14 protein-coding genes and 2 tRNA genes are annotated in these 13,937 nt (G+C 58.3%); 2 read left to right on the forward strand and 14 right to left on the reverse strand.

Features of this window, described 5'->3' with window-relative positions:
• Nucleotides 1–43: 43 nt before the first annotated feature.
• The 12 genes from CSQ91_RS10440 to CSQ91_RS10495 form a co-directional block, all read right to left on the reverse strand.
• The gene (locus tag CSQ91_RS10440; RefSeq protein WP_034783186.1) at nucleotides 44–1,459 is read right to left on the reverse strand and encodes a sensor histidine kinase; all 1,416 of its coding nucleotides are present in this window, start codon (nucleotides 1,457–1,459) and stop codon (nucleotides 44–46) included.
• A 144-nt stretch (nucleotides 1,460–1,603) separates the two neighbouring features.
• Entirely contained in the window at nucleotides 1,604–2,236 is a 633-nt protein-coding gene (locus CSQ91_RS10445) for a response regulator (RefSeq protein ID WP_034783185.1), read from the reverse strand.
• A 210-nt stretch (nucleotides 2,237–2,446) separates the two neighbouring features.
• Nucleotides 2,447–2,851, reverse strand: a complete 405-nt coding sequence (locus CSQ91_RS10450; RefSeq protein WP_034783182.1) for a MerR family transcriptional regulator — start codon at nucleotides 2,849–2,851, stop codon at nucleotides 2,447–2,449.
• A gap of 10 nt (nucleotides 2,852–2,861) precedes the next feature.
• Complete coding sequence (locus CSQ91_RS10455) at nucleotides 2,862–3,209, reverse strand: integration host factor subunit alpha (protein ID WP_010399205.1); 348 nt, start codon at nucleotides 3,207–3,209, stop codon at nucleotides 2,862–2,864.
• Between the two features lie 169 nt (nucleotides 3,210–3,378).
• Nucleotides 3,379–5,805 (reverse strand): phenylalanine--tRNA ligase subunit beta, encoded by a 2,427-nt coding sequence (gene pheT / locus CSQ91_RS10460; protein WP_099388204.1) that lies wholly within the window; start codon nucleotides 5,803–5,805, stop codon nucleotides 3,379–3,381.
• Nucleotides 5,806–5,883: 78 nt separating this feature from the next.
• Nucleotides 5,884–6,900, reverse strand: coding sequence for a phenylalanine--tRNA ligase subunit alpha (gene pheS, locus CSQ91_RS10465; protein ID WP_034751917.1), 1,017 nt, complete (start codon nucleotides 6,898–6,900; stop codon nucleotides 5,884–5,886).
• Nucleotides 6,901–7,045: 145 nt separating this feature from the next.
• A complete protein-coding gene (gene rplT / locus CSQ91_RS10470; protein WP_010399214.1) occupies nucleotides 7,046–7,405 on the reverse strand; it encodes a 50S ribosomal protein L20 in 360 nt (119 codons plus the stop codon).
• A 26-nt stretch (nucleotides 7,406–7,431) separates the two neighbouring features.
• Nucleotides 7,432–7,629 carry a 50S ribosomal protein L35 gene (gene rpmI, locus CSQ91_RS10475; RefSeq protein WP_038493025.1) on the reverse strand — a complete coding sequence of 66 codons (198 nt, stop codon included), beginning with the start codon at nucleotides 7,627–7,629 and terminating at the stop codon, nucleotides 7,432–7,434.
• A gap of 227 nt (nucleotides 7,630–7,856) precedes the next feature.
• Nucleotides 7,857–8,417 (reverse strand): translation initiation factor IF-3, encoded by a 561-nt coding sequence (infC, locus tag CSQ91_RS10480; RefSeq protein ID WP_205711303.1) that lies wholly within the window; start codon nucleotides 8,415–8,417, stop codon nucleotides 7,857–7,859.
• Nucleotides 8,418–8,429: 12 nt separating this feature from the next.
• Nucleotides 8,430–10,337 (reverse strand): threonine--tRNA ligase, encoded by a 1,908-nt coding sequence (gene thrS, locus CSQ91_RS10485; RefSeq protein WP_070280420.1) that lies wholly within the window; start codon nucleotides 10,335–10,337, stop codon nucleotides 8,430–8,432.
• 210 nt (nucleotides 10,338–10,547) lie between these two features.
• Nucleotides 10,548–10,624, reverse strand: a tRNA-Val gene (locus CSQ91_RS10490).
• 80 nt (nucleotides 10,625–10,704) lie between these two features.
• Nucleotides 10,705–10,781: transfer RNA gene (locus tag CSQ91_RS10495), tRNA-Val, on the reverse strand.
• Nucleotides 10,782–10,917: 136 nt separating this feature from the next.
• Between CSQ91_RS10495 and CSQ91_RS10500 the strand changes: the two genes are divergently transcribed.
• Nucleotides 10,918–11,382 (forward strand): hypothetical protein, encoded by a 465-nt coding sequence (locus tag CSQ91_RS10500; RefSeq protein ID WP_099388205.1) that lies wholly within the window; start codon nucleotides 10,918–10,920, stop codon nucleotides 11,380–11,382.
• 3 nt (nucleotides 11,383–11,385) lie between these two features.
• Here CSQ91_RS10500 and CSQ91_RS10505 read toward each other — a convergent pair whose 3' ends face one another.
• Nucleotides 11,386–12,498, reverse strand: coding sequence for an acyltransferase family protein (locus tag CSQ91_RS10505; RefSeq protein ID WP_180278395.1), 1,113 nt, complete (start codon nucleotides 12,496–12,498; stop codon nucleotides 11,386–11,388).
• Nucleotides 12,499–12,636: 138 nt separating this feature from the next.
• Here CSQ91_RS10505 and CSQ91_RS10510 point away from each other — a divergent pair, with 138 nt between their 5' ends.
• Nucleotides 12,637–13,599, forward strand: a complete 963-nt coding sequence (locus CSQ91_RS10510; RefSeq protein ID WP_080753417.1) for a succinylglutamate desuccinylase/aspartoacylase domain-containing protein — start codon at nucleotides 12,637–12,639, stop codon at nucleotides 13,597–13,599.
• Here CSQ91_RS10510 and CSQ91_RS10515 read toward each other — a convergent pair whose 3' ends face one another.
• A complete protein-coding gene (locus CSQ91_RS10515) occupies nucleotides 13,600–13,929 on the reverse strand; it encodes an SMR family transporter (protein ID WP_070280339.1) in 330 nt (109 codons plus the stop codon). It lies immediately after the preceding gene.
• Nucleotides 13,930–13,937: the final 8 nt, after the last annotated feature.

The following is a 13,937-nucleotide window of genomic DNA, read 5'->3' on the forward strand; positions in this document are numbered from 1 at the left end:
GGCCGGGCTGCATGCCCGGCCATTTTTTTTGCCGCAACCTCAACTAGGCTTCAGCATCCGCATCGATGTCTTCCGGCTCCGGCGTCAGCGGCAGGGGAATCACGGCTTCCACACAGGTCCCCTTGCCTTCCGGCCCCTGGCGCACGGTGAGAGTGCCGCCCAGCAACAAAGCCCGTTCGCGCATGCCCAGCAAGCCGTGCGACATGGGTTTTTGCAAGGCATCTTCCGTGATGCCGATGCCGTCGTCGATCACGCGCAGCACCAGGCCATGCTCGTTGCGTTTCAATGTCACGCTGACCATGCCGGCGCGCGCATATTTCAGGATGTTCGTCAGCGATTCCTGCACGATGCGGAACAGGGCAATCGTCAGGGTGGCTTCGCGGTTGTCGATATTGATGGCCACGTCCGTTTCACAGCGCACGGAACTCATGCGCGTAAAATCCTCGCAATAACTTTCGATGGCGGCGCACAGGCCCAGGTTGTCCAGCAGGCTCGGGCGCAAATCCTCGACGATGCGGCGCTTCAGTTCCACCGTTTCCAGCAAGGTTGCCTTGGCGCGCCGTAATTGCGCGGCCAGTTCCGGCTGCGTGTGCGCCAGCTGCTGCGTAACGGCGCCCAGGTCCATGCTGATCGAGGTCAAGTTGGCGCCCAGCTCATCATGCAATTCGCGCGCCAGGCGCGCCTTTTCCACTTCGTTGACGCTGATCAAATGGCGCGACAGCACGGATAGCTGTTCCGTGCGCTTGCTGACCGTCGATTCCAGATTGTCGTTGGCATTTTGCAATGCATACTCGACGGCCGCGCGGTTCTGGAAGCTGCGCCGCACCAGCTGGTAAAACATGATCAGCACGAGGATGGCCAGGGCATTGATGCCGATGCCGAGCAGCACGGCTTTCTGGTACTCATGGTAAAAGGCGGCGCTGCCGGACGACAGCGCTTCATTCTGCTCGCGCGTCATGATCACCACCTGCAGGCGGATCTCGTCCATGGTGGCGCGGTCATCGGTCACGCGGGAAATGTTGACGATCTCGGCCAGCCCGCCCTGCCTGTAGACCTCGATCGACTCTTGCAGCATCGACATCTTGCGGCGGATCAAGCTTTTCAGCTGGCCCAGGTTTTTCAGCTGGGTGGGACTGCCCGCGAGCAAAGTCTGCAGCTCGTTGAATTCGTTTTCAATTTCGGTGGTAGCCGTCTTCGACGGCCCCAGATAGGTTTCGGAGCCGGAAATGAAATAGCCGCGCAAGCTGCTTTCCGCGTCGAGCACGAGCACGTTCAAATACTGCAGGCGGTCCGCCACGCGGGCGCTCTGGCTGAGCAAGGCATTCGTGCCCTTCAGCGACTGCAGGTTATGAAAGAGACTGAAACCATTAAGTACAAGCAACAAGGCGCACGTCACGCACAGGATCGTCTTGTACAGGGGCAGGCGGTGATTCGGGGCCGGTTCAGCGGTGAAATACATCCTGATGTGCATCCTTAGCAAGGTTCGGCGCGGGAGAGAGCGCCGGCGCCGGCCAATTATAGTCCTCGCCACAAACTGCTGCACTGCACAAGTCGTGCTGGCCAGCTGGCTGAGCGATCATGTTTCCATGATCGCACCGCAGCGCTAGTCAAGCAAATTGTTTTTCATTGCGTAATAGGTCAAGTCGCTGTTCGATTGCAAGCCCATTTTTTCCATGATGCGCGTGCGGTAGGTACTCACCGTCTTGATGCTCAGCGACAAGGCCACACCGATATCGGACACGGTGGCGCCGCGCGCCAGGCGCAGGAAGACCTGGAACTCGCGGTCCGACAATTCCGTATGCAGGGCGGCATTCGTGTCGCGGTCGAACGACTGCGCCAGCAATTCACCGACGGTGGAGCTGACGTAGCGGCGTCCCTGGAAAACGGTGCGCACGGCCGTCATCAGCTCGTCGGCTTCGCATTCCTTGTTCAGATAGCCATTCGCGCCCATCTTGAACAGGTTCAGCGCGTATTGCTGCGCGGGATAGCCGCTGAGGATCAGTACGGGCAATTCCGGCTGGCCCTGGCGGATCGTGCGCAAGGTATCAATGCCGCTCTGATCGGGCATGGCTATATCGAGCAACAATACATCGCAAATTTCGCGGCGGGCGATATCGAGGGCTTCACGCCCCGTACCGGCTTCCGCCACCACACTGAAATCGCTTGACGACGAAAAAATCTGTTTGAATCCAGCTCGTACTATTTGGTGATCATCACAAATGGCAACGCGTATCATTGTTTCCCCTTAAATTTTCCTGGCCTGGGAAAGACTACCGGAACCTGAACGCTGCTCCGGCTTAGCGTCACTAACAAAAACGCAACATTAACATTATATTCAAAATATGGCGCGCCGTACGGTAGCGTCAACGCCAAGACGGAGCGCCCATGCAGTATAGTCAACTTAGTCAACTGCTACCGGACAACCCCACCTATATTGGTACAAATCTTATTTTAGCAAGTTTAAAATCGCAATTAATTCATTGCGTATCCACACGCGGTCCAGCGGCGCTTCCTGCGGCACAACGGGCATGGCCGGCAGCACTGGCAACTCGTCAAGGATGGCATGCGATGCGCCACGGCTGTCGAGCTTGTTTCGCGCGCCGCTGATGGTAAAGCCCTGCTCGTACAGCAATTCGCGGATACGGCGTATCAGCAGCACCTCATGGTGCTGATAATAACGGCGGTTGCCACGTCGTTTGACCGGCTTGAGCTGGGAAAACTCCTGCTCCCAGTAGCGCAACACGTGCGGTTTGACGCCGCACAATTCGCTCACTTCGCCGATCGTGAAATAGCGTTTCGCCGGAATGGGCGGCAAGGCGATCAACTCGGTTTTACTGATGCGCTCGTTCATCGCCACTCACTCAGGCAGCACGTGCCAGCGGACTGGTCTCTTCGACCATGCTTTTCAGCTTCTGGCTCGCATGAAAGGTCACGACACGGCGCGCCGTGATGGGAATCTCTTCGCCCGTCTTCGGATTGCGGCCGGGCCGCTGCGGCTTGTCGCGCAACTGGAAATTGCCGAAACCGGACAGCTTGACGGCCTCGCCACGCTCGAGCGCATTGCGGATCTCGTCGAAGAAGGTCTCGACCATATCCTTCGCTTCGCGCTTGTTCAGGCCCACTTGCTCGAACAACAGTTCGGCCAGTTCCGCCTTGGTCAAGGTGGGTAAATCTTTTTCCGCTTCCTGGCGCACTTTGGCAACCAGCATGGCCCGATGCAAATCGGCGGCCAGTGCGGATTGCAGTACGGCGGAATCAACGTCGCTGTTATTAATTTTCCTGCCCTGCCTTTTCTGTGCGCCCGAGCCTGCCACATGGCAAGCTCGTCTACGGTTGACGACGGAAAGGCCGTCACGCAAGGCGACGGCCGTCCGGTAATTACGAACGCAGTTTCGCGTCGTGGCCCTGCTTGGCCGCATCGATCAGGACAGCCATCAGGCCGTCGACGACATCGTCTTGCAGGGTGTTTTGAGTATCTTGCAAGCTAATCCGGAAAGCAAGGCTTTTTTCATCCACTTCCAGCCCTTTTCCACGATATTCATCAAATAAAACAATGGCTTGCACGATACGCGCTGCCGGGCTCGACTTGGCGGCGGCATGGAAGCTGTCGAGCAGATCCTGCACGGCTACCGATTGCTTGACGACCACGGCCAAGTCGCGGCTGGCGCCAGGGAATTTCGAGATTTCCTGGTACGACGGCACGACTCGTTGCGTCAAGGCAGCGGCGTCGACTTCGAACAGCACGGGCGCCAGCGGCAAGTCGTACTTTTGCATCCAGCGCGGGTGCAATTCGCCGATGAAACCGATGACCTTGCCATCGAGCTCCACATTGGCCGAACGGCCCGGATGCAGGGCCGGATGTTCCGCCTTGGTGAAACGCAGGACCAGCGGTGCAAACAGCGCTTCCAGGTCCGCCTTCACGTCGAAGAAGTCGACCGTGCGAGCAGCCTGGCCCCACTGCTCGTCGGCAACCGCGCCGTAGGCCATGGCCGCCACGCGCTTCGGCTGGGCGTAGCCAGCCACCGACAAGGGGCCGTTTTCCACGCTGTCGTCGCGCTGGTAGATGGCGCCCACTTCGAAGATGCGCACGCGGTTCGTCTTGCGGTTCAGGTTGTAGCGCACATTGGCGATCAGGCTGCCGATCAGCGAGGAACGCATCACGCTCATCTGGCTGGCGATCGGGTTCTGCAATTTGATCGGGTTCGTATTGCCCGAGAAATCGCGCTCCCATGCCGTATCGACAAAGCTCATGTTAACCACTTCCTGGAAGCCCAGGTCGGCCAGCTCATGACGTACCGCAAACAGCGAGCGGGTATTTTCCGGTGCAATCTGCATCACGTTCGCGGCCACGGGCGGCAAGGTCGGGATGTTTTCAAAGCCGTACACGCGCGCCACTTCCTCGATCAGGTCTTCCTCGATCTCGATGTCGAAACGGTAGCTGGGCGACGTCACGGAAAACACGCCGTCCGCCAGGGTGTATGGCAGGGCCAGGCGCGTGAAGATATCGGCGATCAGCTCATCGTTGAGCGGCACGCCGATGACTTTTTGCGCGCGCGCCGTGCGCATCGACACGGGCTGGCGCTGCGGCAAATTCACCACGTGGTCGTCGACAGGACCGACGGTCGTGGCCGGCGTGCCGCAGATTTCCACGATCAGGGCCGTGATGCGCTCGATGTGCTCGACGGTGGTGGCGAAATCGACGCCGCGCTCGAAGCGGTGTGCCGCATCGGTCGAGAAATTCAAGCGGCGCGCGCGGCCTTGAATGGCGTTCGGCCACCAGAATGCCGCTTCCAGGTAGATGCTGTCCGTATCGTCCGACACCGAGCTGGCGTCGCCGCCCATGATGCCGGCCAGCGATTCGATTTCCTGCTCATCGGCAATGACGCCGATCCACTCGTCGACGGCGATGGTGTTGCCATTCAACAGCTTGACGGATTCGCCCGCCTTGCCCCAACGCACATCGAGGCTGCCGTGGATCTTTGCCAGGTCAAACACGTGGCTGGGACGGCCCAGTTCCAGCATGACATAGTTGGAAATGTCGACCAGGGCCGACAGCGGACGCTGGCCGCTGCGCTCGAGGCGCTGCTTCATCCAGTCCGGCGTGGCTGCCTTGGCGTTCAAGCCGCGGATGACGCGGCCCGTGAAACGGCCGCACAGGTCCGGCGCGCTGACTTTCACGGGCAGGATTTCGTCGCTGGAAACCGGCACGGTGCGGAACTGCGGCGCATTCAGGGGCACGCCCGTCAATGCCGACACTTCGCGCGCCACGCCCAGCACGGACAGGCAGTCCGCCTTGTTCGGCGTCAACTTGATGGTGAATTTCAAGTCGTTGAGCGCAAAGTAATCGCGGAAATTCTGGCCGATCGGCGCGTCGTCCGGCAATTCCATCAAGCCGGCGTTTTCTTCCGACAATTTCAATTCGCGCGCGGAGCACAGCATGCCTTGCGACTCGACGCCGCGCAGCTGGCCCACCTTGATTTCAAACGGCTTGCCATCGGCGCCTGGCGGCAGCACGGCGCCCGCCATCGCGCACACGACTTTCAAGCCCGGGCGCACGTTCGGCGCGCCGCAGACGATGTTGAGCATGGTGCCCGTGCCGACATCGACCTGGCACACATTCAGGCGGTCCGCATTCGGATGTTTTTCCATCTCCAGGACCAGGCCTACCACCACGTTCGAAAACGGAGGGGCGACAGGATCGACGTCCTCGACTTCGAGACCGGACATGGTCAGCAGATGGGCCAGTTCGTCCGAAGTCATCTTCGGATCGACCATGGTACGGAGCCAGTTTTCGGAAAATTGCATAATCAAGCCTTCAAAGGGTCAAAGCTCACAGCGCGAGCGCACAGGCGCTCAAGCGCCATGAATCAAACGGAACAACGCTTAGTTGAATTGCTTCAGGAACCTTAAATCGCCTTCATAGAACAGGCGCAGGTCGTTGATGCCGTAACGCAGCATCGTCAAGCGTTCCAGGCCGGAGCCGAAAGCAAAACCGATGAATTTCTCGGGATCGAGGCCAAAGTTCTTCACCACGGTCGGATGCACCTGGCCGGCGCCCGACACTTCCAGCCAACGGCCTTTCAATGGACCGGAGCCAAAGGCGATGTCGATCTCGGCCGACGGTTCCGTGAACGGGAAGTACGATGGACGGAAGCGCACCTGCAAATCGTCCGTCTCGAAGAACGCCTTGACGAAATTCAGGTACACGCCCTTCAGGTCGGCAAAGCTGATGTCTTCGGCAATCCACAGGCCTTCGACCTGGTGGAACATGGGCGAATGGGTGGCGTCGCTGTCGACGCGGTAGGTGCGGCCTGGCGCGATGACCTTGATCGGCGGCGTGTGCGTGCGCGCATAGCGCACCTGCATCGGGCTCGTGTGCGTGCGCAGCAGCAAGGGCTTGCCATCGGTATCGTTGCCGTCGATGTAGAAGGTGTCTTGCATGGAACGGGCCGGGTGGTTTTCCGGGCTGTTCAGCGCCGTGAAGTTGGTCCAGTCGTTCTCGATTTCGGGGCCGTCGGCCACGTCGAAGCCGATCGAGCGGAAGATTTCCTCGACCCGTTCCCACGTGCGCATCACGGGATGGATGCCACCGGGCATGCGGCCACGGCCTGGCAGGGTCACGTCGATCGCTTCGGCGTTCAGACGACCTTGCATCTGGGCATCGGCCAGCGCATCACGGCGCGCCGTCAGCGCGTCCTCGATCTGCACTTTGACGGCGTTGATCAGGGCGCCTTGCGCCTTGCGCGCGTCCGGGTCCAGCTTGCCCAGGCCCTTCATCATTTCAGTAATCTGGCCAGTCTTGCCCAGGTAGCGGGCTTTGGCGTTTTCAAGTGCGGCAGCGTCTGCGGCGGCGATAAAGTCAGCCTGGGCCGAGACGACGAGTTCTTCTAGGGAGTTCATGCGGCATTTCCTGTTTTGGACATCAATTCTGGACTCGCTTATCTAAAGTCCAACAATCAAAAACGGAAACGGGGCATAAGGTTCACACCCCTGCCCCGCTCTTTATGACGTCACCCTACGGATGACGTTGTGCAATGACCGATGCTTACGCAGCGATTTTTGCTTTAACTGCGTTGACAATCGCAGCGAATGCTGGCTTGTCCATCACAGCCATATCGGCCAGGACTTTACGGTCCAGTTCGATATTTGCTTTTTTCAAGCCGTTCATGAATACGCTGTACGTTACGCCATGCTCACGGGAAGCGGCGTTGATACGTGCGATCCACAGGCGGCGGAAAACGCGTTTCTTGTTGCGGCGATCGCGGTAAGCGTATTGGCCAGCGCGCATAACTGCTTGCTTGGCAACACGGTATACACGGCTGCGGCGACCACGGTAGCCTTTAGCTTGAACAAGAATCTTTTTATGACGGGCACGAGCTGTAACCCCACGTTTTACTCTAGGCATAGTAACTCCTTAAATTGAGTGTGAGATTAAGCAGTCGGCATCATGCGCATGACGGATGTGACATCCGATGCGTTGATGTTACGGGTACCGCGCAACTGACGTTTGTTTTTGGTGGTTTTCTTGGTCAGGATGTGGCGTTTGAACGCGTGACCCGACTTAACTGTTCCACCTGGACGCACGCGAAAACGTTTTTTCGCGGAGCTTTTGGTCTTCATTTTAGGCATAGCAATCTGTCCTCTTACGGACAGCTCCATTTATAACAGGATTGCAGGTGGCAACACGACGCTGCGCTTAGATGCCTGCTTTCACATGTTGTGCAGCGGATGCGAGTCCACTACAGTTCACGCGGCCCGGGCATTGCTGACCGGGCCGCGCAAATTCTGCCTGGAATCTGGTGTCGCGCCCATGCAGGCACAAACCACGTCGATCCACAGTAAAACGCTATTGTAGCTTACTTCTTCTTCTTAGGCGAAAGAACCATGATCATTTGGCGGCCTTCCATCTTCGGGAACTGCTCGACCTGGCCGTACGGCTCCAGGTCGGCTTTCAGACGTTCCAGCATGCGGAAGCCAATATCCTGATGCGCCATCTCACGACCGCGGAAACGCAAGGTGATCTTGGTTTTATCGCCATCTTCGAGGAACTTGATGAGATTACGCAACTTGATATTGTAGTCACCATCATCAGTCCCCGGACGGAATTTGACTTCCTTCACGAGGATGATCTTTTGCTTCAATTTGGCTTCGTGAGCTTTCTTTTGCTCCGAATACTTAAATTTGCCGTAGTCCATCAAACGGCACACCGGTGGCTGCGCGGTAGGCGCAATTTCCACCAGGTCGACGTTTGCCTCTTCCGCCAGGCGGAAGGCTTCAGCCAAACTTACGATACCGAGTGGCTCGTTATCGACCCCGCTTAAACGCATTTCAGGGGCAGTGATTTCGCCATTGATGCGATGTGACTTGTCAGTAGCTATTGTAATTTCCTTTAAAAATCTTGTAAGACGGTCGTGCAGCGAGTTTCCTCGTCAGGCCTTGGTGTCGACTTCATGTTTGAGTCGCTCAATCAGGGCATCGACGGACATGACGCCCAGATCGACATTGCCCCGCGCCCGCACGGCCACTGTATTCGCATCCCGCTCTTTGTCGCCAATCACTAAGATGTAAGGCAATTTTTGTACGGAATGTTCACGTATTTTATAGGTAATCTTCTCGTTACGCAAATCAGCCTGTACGCGCAGCCCCGCTTTGCGCAGTTTTGTTGTAACTTCCTGTACATAGTCGGCTTGAGCGTCGGAAATATTCAACACCGACACTTGCACTGGCGACAACCACAGCGGCATGGCGCCCGCATAGTGTTCGATCAGGATGCCGATGAAACGTTCCAGCGAACCGACGATCGCGCGGTGCAGCATGATGGGCACCTGGCGCGTATTGTCCACGGCCACGTATTCGGCCCCCAGGCGGCCCGGCATGGATGGATCGATCTGCACGGTACCCACTTGCCATGCGCGGCCCAGGCTGTCTTTCAGGTGGTATTCGATCTTCGGACCGTAGAACGCGCCCTCGCCCGGCAATTCCGTCCATTCCACGCCGCAGGCGCGCAAGGCCGAACGCAGCGATTCCTCGGCGAAATCCCACGACTCTTCCGTACCGATGCGGTTATCCGGGCGCAAAGCCAGTTTCACGTCGATATTCGTGAAGCCGAAAGCCGTGTACACATCCATCGCCTGCTGGTGGAACGCCGTCACTTCGCCGGCGATCTGCTCTTCCAGGCAGAAAATGTGACCATCATCCTGCGTAAAGCCGCGCACGCGCATCATGCCGTGCAAGGCGCCCGACGGCTCATTGCGGTGGCATTGACCGAATTCGCCGTAGCGCAATGGCAAGTCGCGGTAGCTGCGCATGCCATTGTTGAAAATCTGAATATGGCCAGGGCAATTCATCGGCTTCAGCGCATAGGCGCGGTTTTCCGATTCCGTGATGAACATGTTTTCACGGTAATTGTCCCAGTGACCGGTTTTTTCCCACAGGCCACGGTCCAGAATTTGCGGCGCCTTGACTTCCTGGTAGCCGTTGACCTGATACACATTGCGCATGTATTGCTCGACTTGCTGCCAGATCGACCAGCCTTTCGGATGCCAGAAGATCAGGCCTGGCGCTTCTTCCTGGAAATGGAAGAAATCGAGCTGCTTGCCCAATTTGCGGTGATCGCGCTTTTCCGCCTCTTCCAGATTGTGCAGGTACAGTTCCTGGTCTTCCTTCTTGGCCCAGGCCGTGCCATAGATACGCTGCAGCATCTCGTTTTTCGAGTCGCCGCGCCAGTAGGCGCCGGCCAGCTTCATCAGCTTGAAGACTTTCAGCTTGCCCGTCGATGGCACGTGGGGGCCGCGGCACAAGTCCGTGAACTTGCCTTCGGAATACAGCGACACTTCCTGGTCGGCGGGAATCGAGCCGATCAGCTCCGCCTTGTACGCCTCGCCGATACCCTTGAAGTATTCGATGGCTTCGTCGCGCGCGACAACCTTGCGCGTGACTTGCTCATCCTTCTTGGCCAGTTCCGCCATTTTCTTTTCGATCGCCGTCAAATCTTCGGGCGTGAACGGACGCTTGTAGGCGAAGTCATAGTAAAAGCCGTTGTCGATCACGGGACCGATGGTCACTTGCGCGTCAGGGAACAATTCCTTGACAGCATACGCCAGCAAGTGGGCCGTCGAGTGGCGGATCACTTCCAGGCCGTCCGCGTCCTTGTCCGTGACAATCGCCAGTTCCGCATCCTGCTCGATCAGATAGGAAGTATCGACCAGTTTGCCGTCGACCTTGCCGGCCAGCGCAGCCTTGGCCAGACCGGTACCAATATTGGCCGCAACCTGGGCCACGGTGACCGGGCCGTCGAATTGACGGGCGGAACCATCGGGAAGTCGGATTGTAAGCATATTGATCTCCATATCGGCGCTGGCGCCAGGTAAAACTGCAATGTGATGGGTAAAATACTGAAAGGAAAACGCAGACGCAAAAAAACGCGGACTAGCCGCGTTTTTCACTTTCTTGAGACAAAGGAAACCCGTTCGACTAGCGTCACTCCCAAAGCTTGGTAGTAGTTCGCGGTGTCATAACCGGTTTTACCTTTCTCTCTAACTGCATTCTGGTGGGCGGTGAGGAATTCGAATCCCCGACCCCTTGGATGTCGACCAAGTATTCTAACCAGCTGAACTAACCGCCCGTAAAACTTTTGTTGATCATTGTATTTCAAATGACCGCTTGCGGCTTGCGCCAGCTTAAAAACCATCTACTGCCAAATTCTGGTGGGCGGTGAGGAATTCGAATCCCCGACCCCTTGGATGTCGACCAAGTATTCTAACCAGCTGAACTAACCGCCCCGAAGACCAGCATTATAGAGAGGCTTTCCCAGAATGACAAGGGCTGTTTTACAGGAAACTTTAATCACTCTCCGGGCGTCAGCCCCCTTTATATAGAGTAGGCCCTGCGCACGCGGAATGCCGCTAGAATCGCGGCATGAACTCCACCATATTAGCCTGGCTGAAAACCCTGAGCCGCATCTGCGGTTTTGAAACGGCCGACTCCTTCCCCCCCGGCCACCCATATGCGCGCACGCACTGGGAAGCCGCGTATTTCGATATCGCCTCCGACGTAAAACCTGACGAGATCGAACGGCGCATTTGCGCGGCCATTGCCAATACGCCGAGCGTCTTCGCCTACATCACCAATCCCACGCCGCGCATGCAGCGCGCGCTGCTGAACGTGATCCACGACCGGCTGCGGCGCCAGCCCGGCGCGGGCGCCACGGACCTGGTCTTGTTATTGATCCATGCCTACGCCAGCGACCACATCACGGAAGCCGTGCCAGGCCTGCGCGCCCTGATCTACAACACGGAGCACGAAGACACGAATCTGCGCGTGCATGCCATCCTGGAATTGCTGGTGGGCACACCACGGGGACTCGATGTAATCGACATGTAGTCGTCACGCATGATTCGCGGGAACGTAGCGCGCCCGCAAGCGCATGAACGGCGTTTCCACCAATCTATATAAGAGCCAGCCCGTGACGATGCTCACAGCGATACTGACCAGTATCGCTGTGAGGCCATCCGGCCCGTAGCCAAAGTCTTGCAACAAGGGGCGCAGCAAAATGCACAGCTGCTTGTGCAGCAGATAGATCGCATACGACCACAAGGCCAGGCTGGCCGCACCGGGCACGCGCAGTTGATACAAAGCACTGGCGGGACTCAGCGCGGCGATCAGCAATAAAGTAAAACTGGCCGCCAGGGCCGGATAGCCGAACACCGTCACCCAATAGCCATAGTGATCGGTGATAAACACGTAAAACATCAGCGCCGTGCCCGCGATTCCCGCCAGCAAGCTGCGGTTACCGTAAGAGGTCAGGCGCGACCAGGCGCCAGGGTGGTAGTTCTTCAGCAGCGCCAGCGCCACGCCCGCCACCAGCTCGTCGAAGCGGCACCACGACGCGTAATAAATATACTTGTAATACCCGAGGCGGCCGCGCGGCACTTGCACGTATTCATCCCACAAATAGGCGCGCACCAGCATGCCGACGATAAAGCTGGCGGCCACGGCCAGCCAGGCCCACAGCAGCGACTTGCGGCAGGCGGCGATCACCAGGGCCACGGCCGGCAGCAGCACATAGAACTGCTCCTCGACGCACAAGGACCACGCATGCGAAAACGCCGTACCCGGCGTCAGATTGATGTTTTGCGTAAAGGTCAGGAATTTCCACAGGGGCAGCAGCGCGCTATCGCCGCGGAACGCGGGCCACAAATAATACAGGGCCAGCACGGCATAGAAACTGGGCAAGGTGCGCAGGAAGCGCCGCGCATAGAAACGCGGCAAGGAAAATCCATGTTCGCTGCGCAAGGCCGCAAAAATCTGGTTGCCGATCAGATAACCGCTGAGGGCAAAGAACAGGTCCACGCCCGTCCAGCCTATTTCACCCCAGAAACCAAACGCCCCACCCTCGCTAACGAACAGCAAATAATGGTTCATGAAGACAAGCACGATGGCCAGCGCGCGCAAGGTATCGAGGCCGTACAGGCGGGAAGGATGGGACGTACTGGACATGGAATCGGCAAGGGAAAACAACGGTGGCGCCGATCATGCCACGCCGCACGCCGCCATTGCCAACTTTTTACAGGCGTCCATGGCGAATCCCGCTAAAATATGCCGACCCCGCTTTCCCTTCCCGCAACAGCATAGGATATGTCCAGCATGAGCAGCGCACTCCACTTCAAATCCATCAACTACACGGGCCAGGGCAGCGGCCCGCGCCTGATCGTCACGGGCGCCGTGCACGGCAATGAAACCTGCGGCACCAAGGGCATTCACCGCGTGATGGCCGAACTCGACAGCGGCGCCCTCTCCATCGTGGCCGGCAGCGTCACCTTCGTGCCCATCACCAATCCGCTGGCCTATGCCAAGGGCGTGCGCAGCGGCGACCGCAACCTGAACCGTAATCTGTTCCCGAACGACAATCCGCAGGATTTCGAAGACCGCATCGCCAATTGGCTGTGCCCGCTGTTGGGCCAGCATGACGTGCTGCTGGACTTGCACTCATTCAATGCCGACAGCCAGCCTTTCGTCATGGTGGGGCCGCGCAACAACGATGGCCCGCTGCAACCGTTTAAACATGAAGAAAAGGAACGCGCGCTGGCGCGCCGCCTGGGCGTGCGCCGCTTCGTCGACGGCTGGCTGCATGCGTACGGCCAGGGCGTGCAGCGCCGCCTGGGCAATAGCGACCAGGTGGGCCTGGTCTTGCGCTACGGCGTGGGCACGACGGAATACATGCGCTCGACGGGCGGCTACGCCTTGACCCTGGAATGCGGCCAGCATGCGGACCCGGCCGCGCCGGATGTCGCTTACCGCGCCATCATGAACACCTTGGCTTTTTTGGGTTTCATCGACGCGCCACAGCCGGAAGCGATCGCCGACGCCGACATGGAAGCGCTGAACATGGTCGTCGTGCACGACAAGCTCGATGCGGGCGACCGCTTCATCAAGACCTGGTCCAGCTTTGACAAGGTCAAACAGGGCGAGCAGATCGGCGTGCGCGCGGACGGCACGCCCGTGACGGCCGAATTCGACGCCTACATCCTGTTCCCGGACGTCAATGCGGCGGCGAATGCGGAGTGGTATTACCTGGCAAGGGTCGCCGCCAGCTTTTGATCAGTGGCCGACCGACTTGGAAAACAAGTTAATGACAAGCACGCCAGCAATGATCAGCCCCAGGCCGATCAAGGCCGGCGTGTCGAGGCTTTGCTTGAACCAGAACCAGCCGACGGCGGAAATGAGCACGATACCCACGCCCGACCAGATGGCGTACACGATGCCGGTAGGAATGACCTTCAATGTCAGGGACAGGCACCAGAAGGCGATGCTGTAGCCAATCACGGTGATGACACTGGGCCACAAACGGCTGAAGCCCTCGGACGCCTTCAAAGCGCTGGTGGCGATGACCTCGGCGATGATGGCGATAGCCAGGTAGAAATACGTCATGGCGAGAC

This window comes from Janthinobacterium sp. BJB301 (assembly GCF_002735685.1).
GTDB lineage: Bacteria > Pseudomonadota > Gammaproteobacteria > Burkholderiales > Burkholderiaceae_D > Janthinobacterium > Janthinobacterium lividum.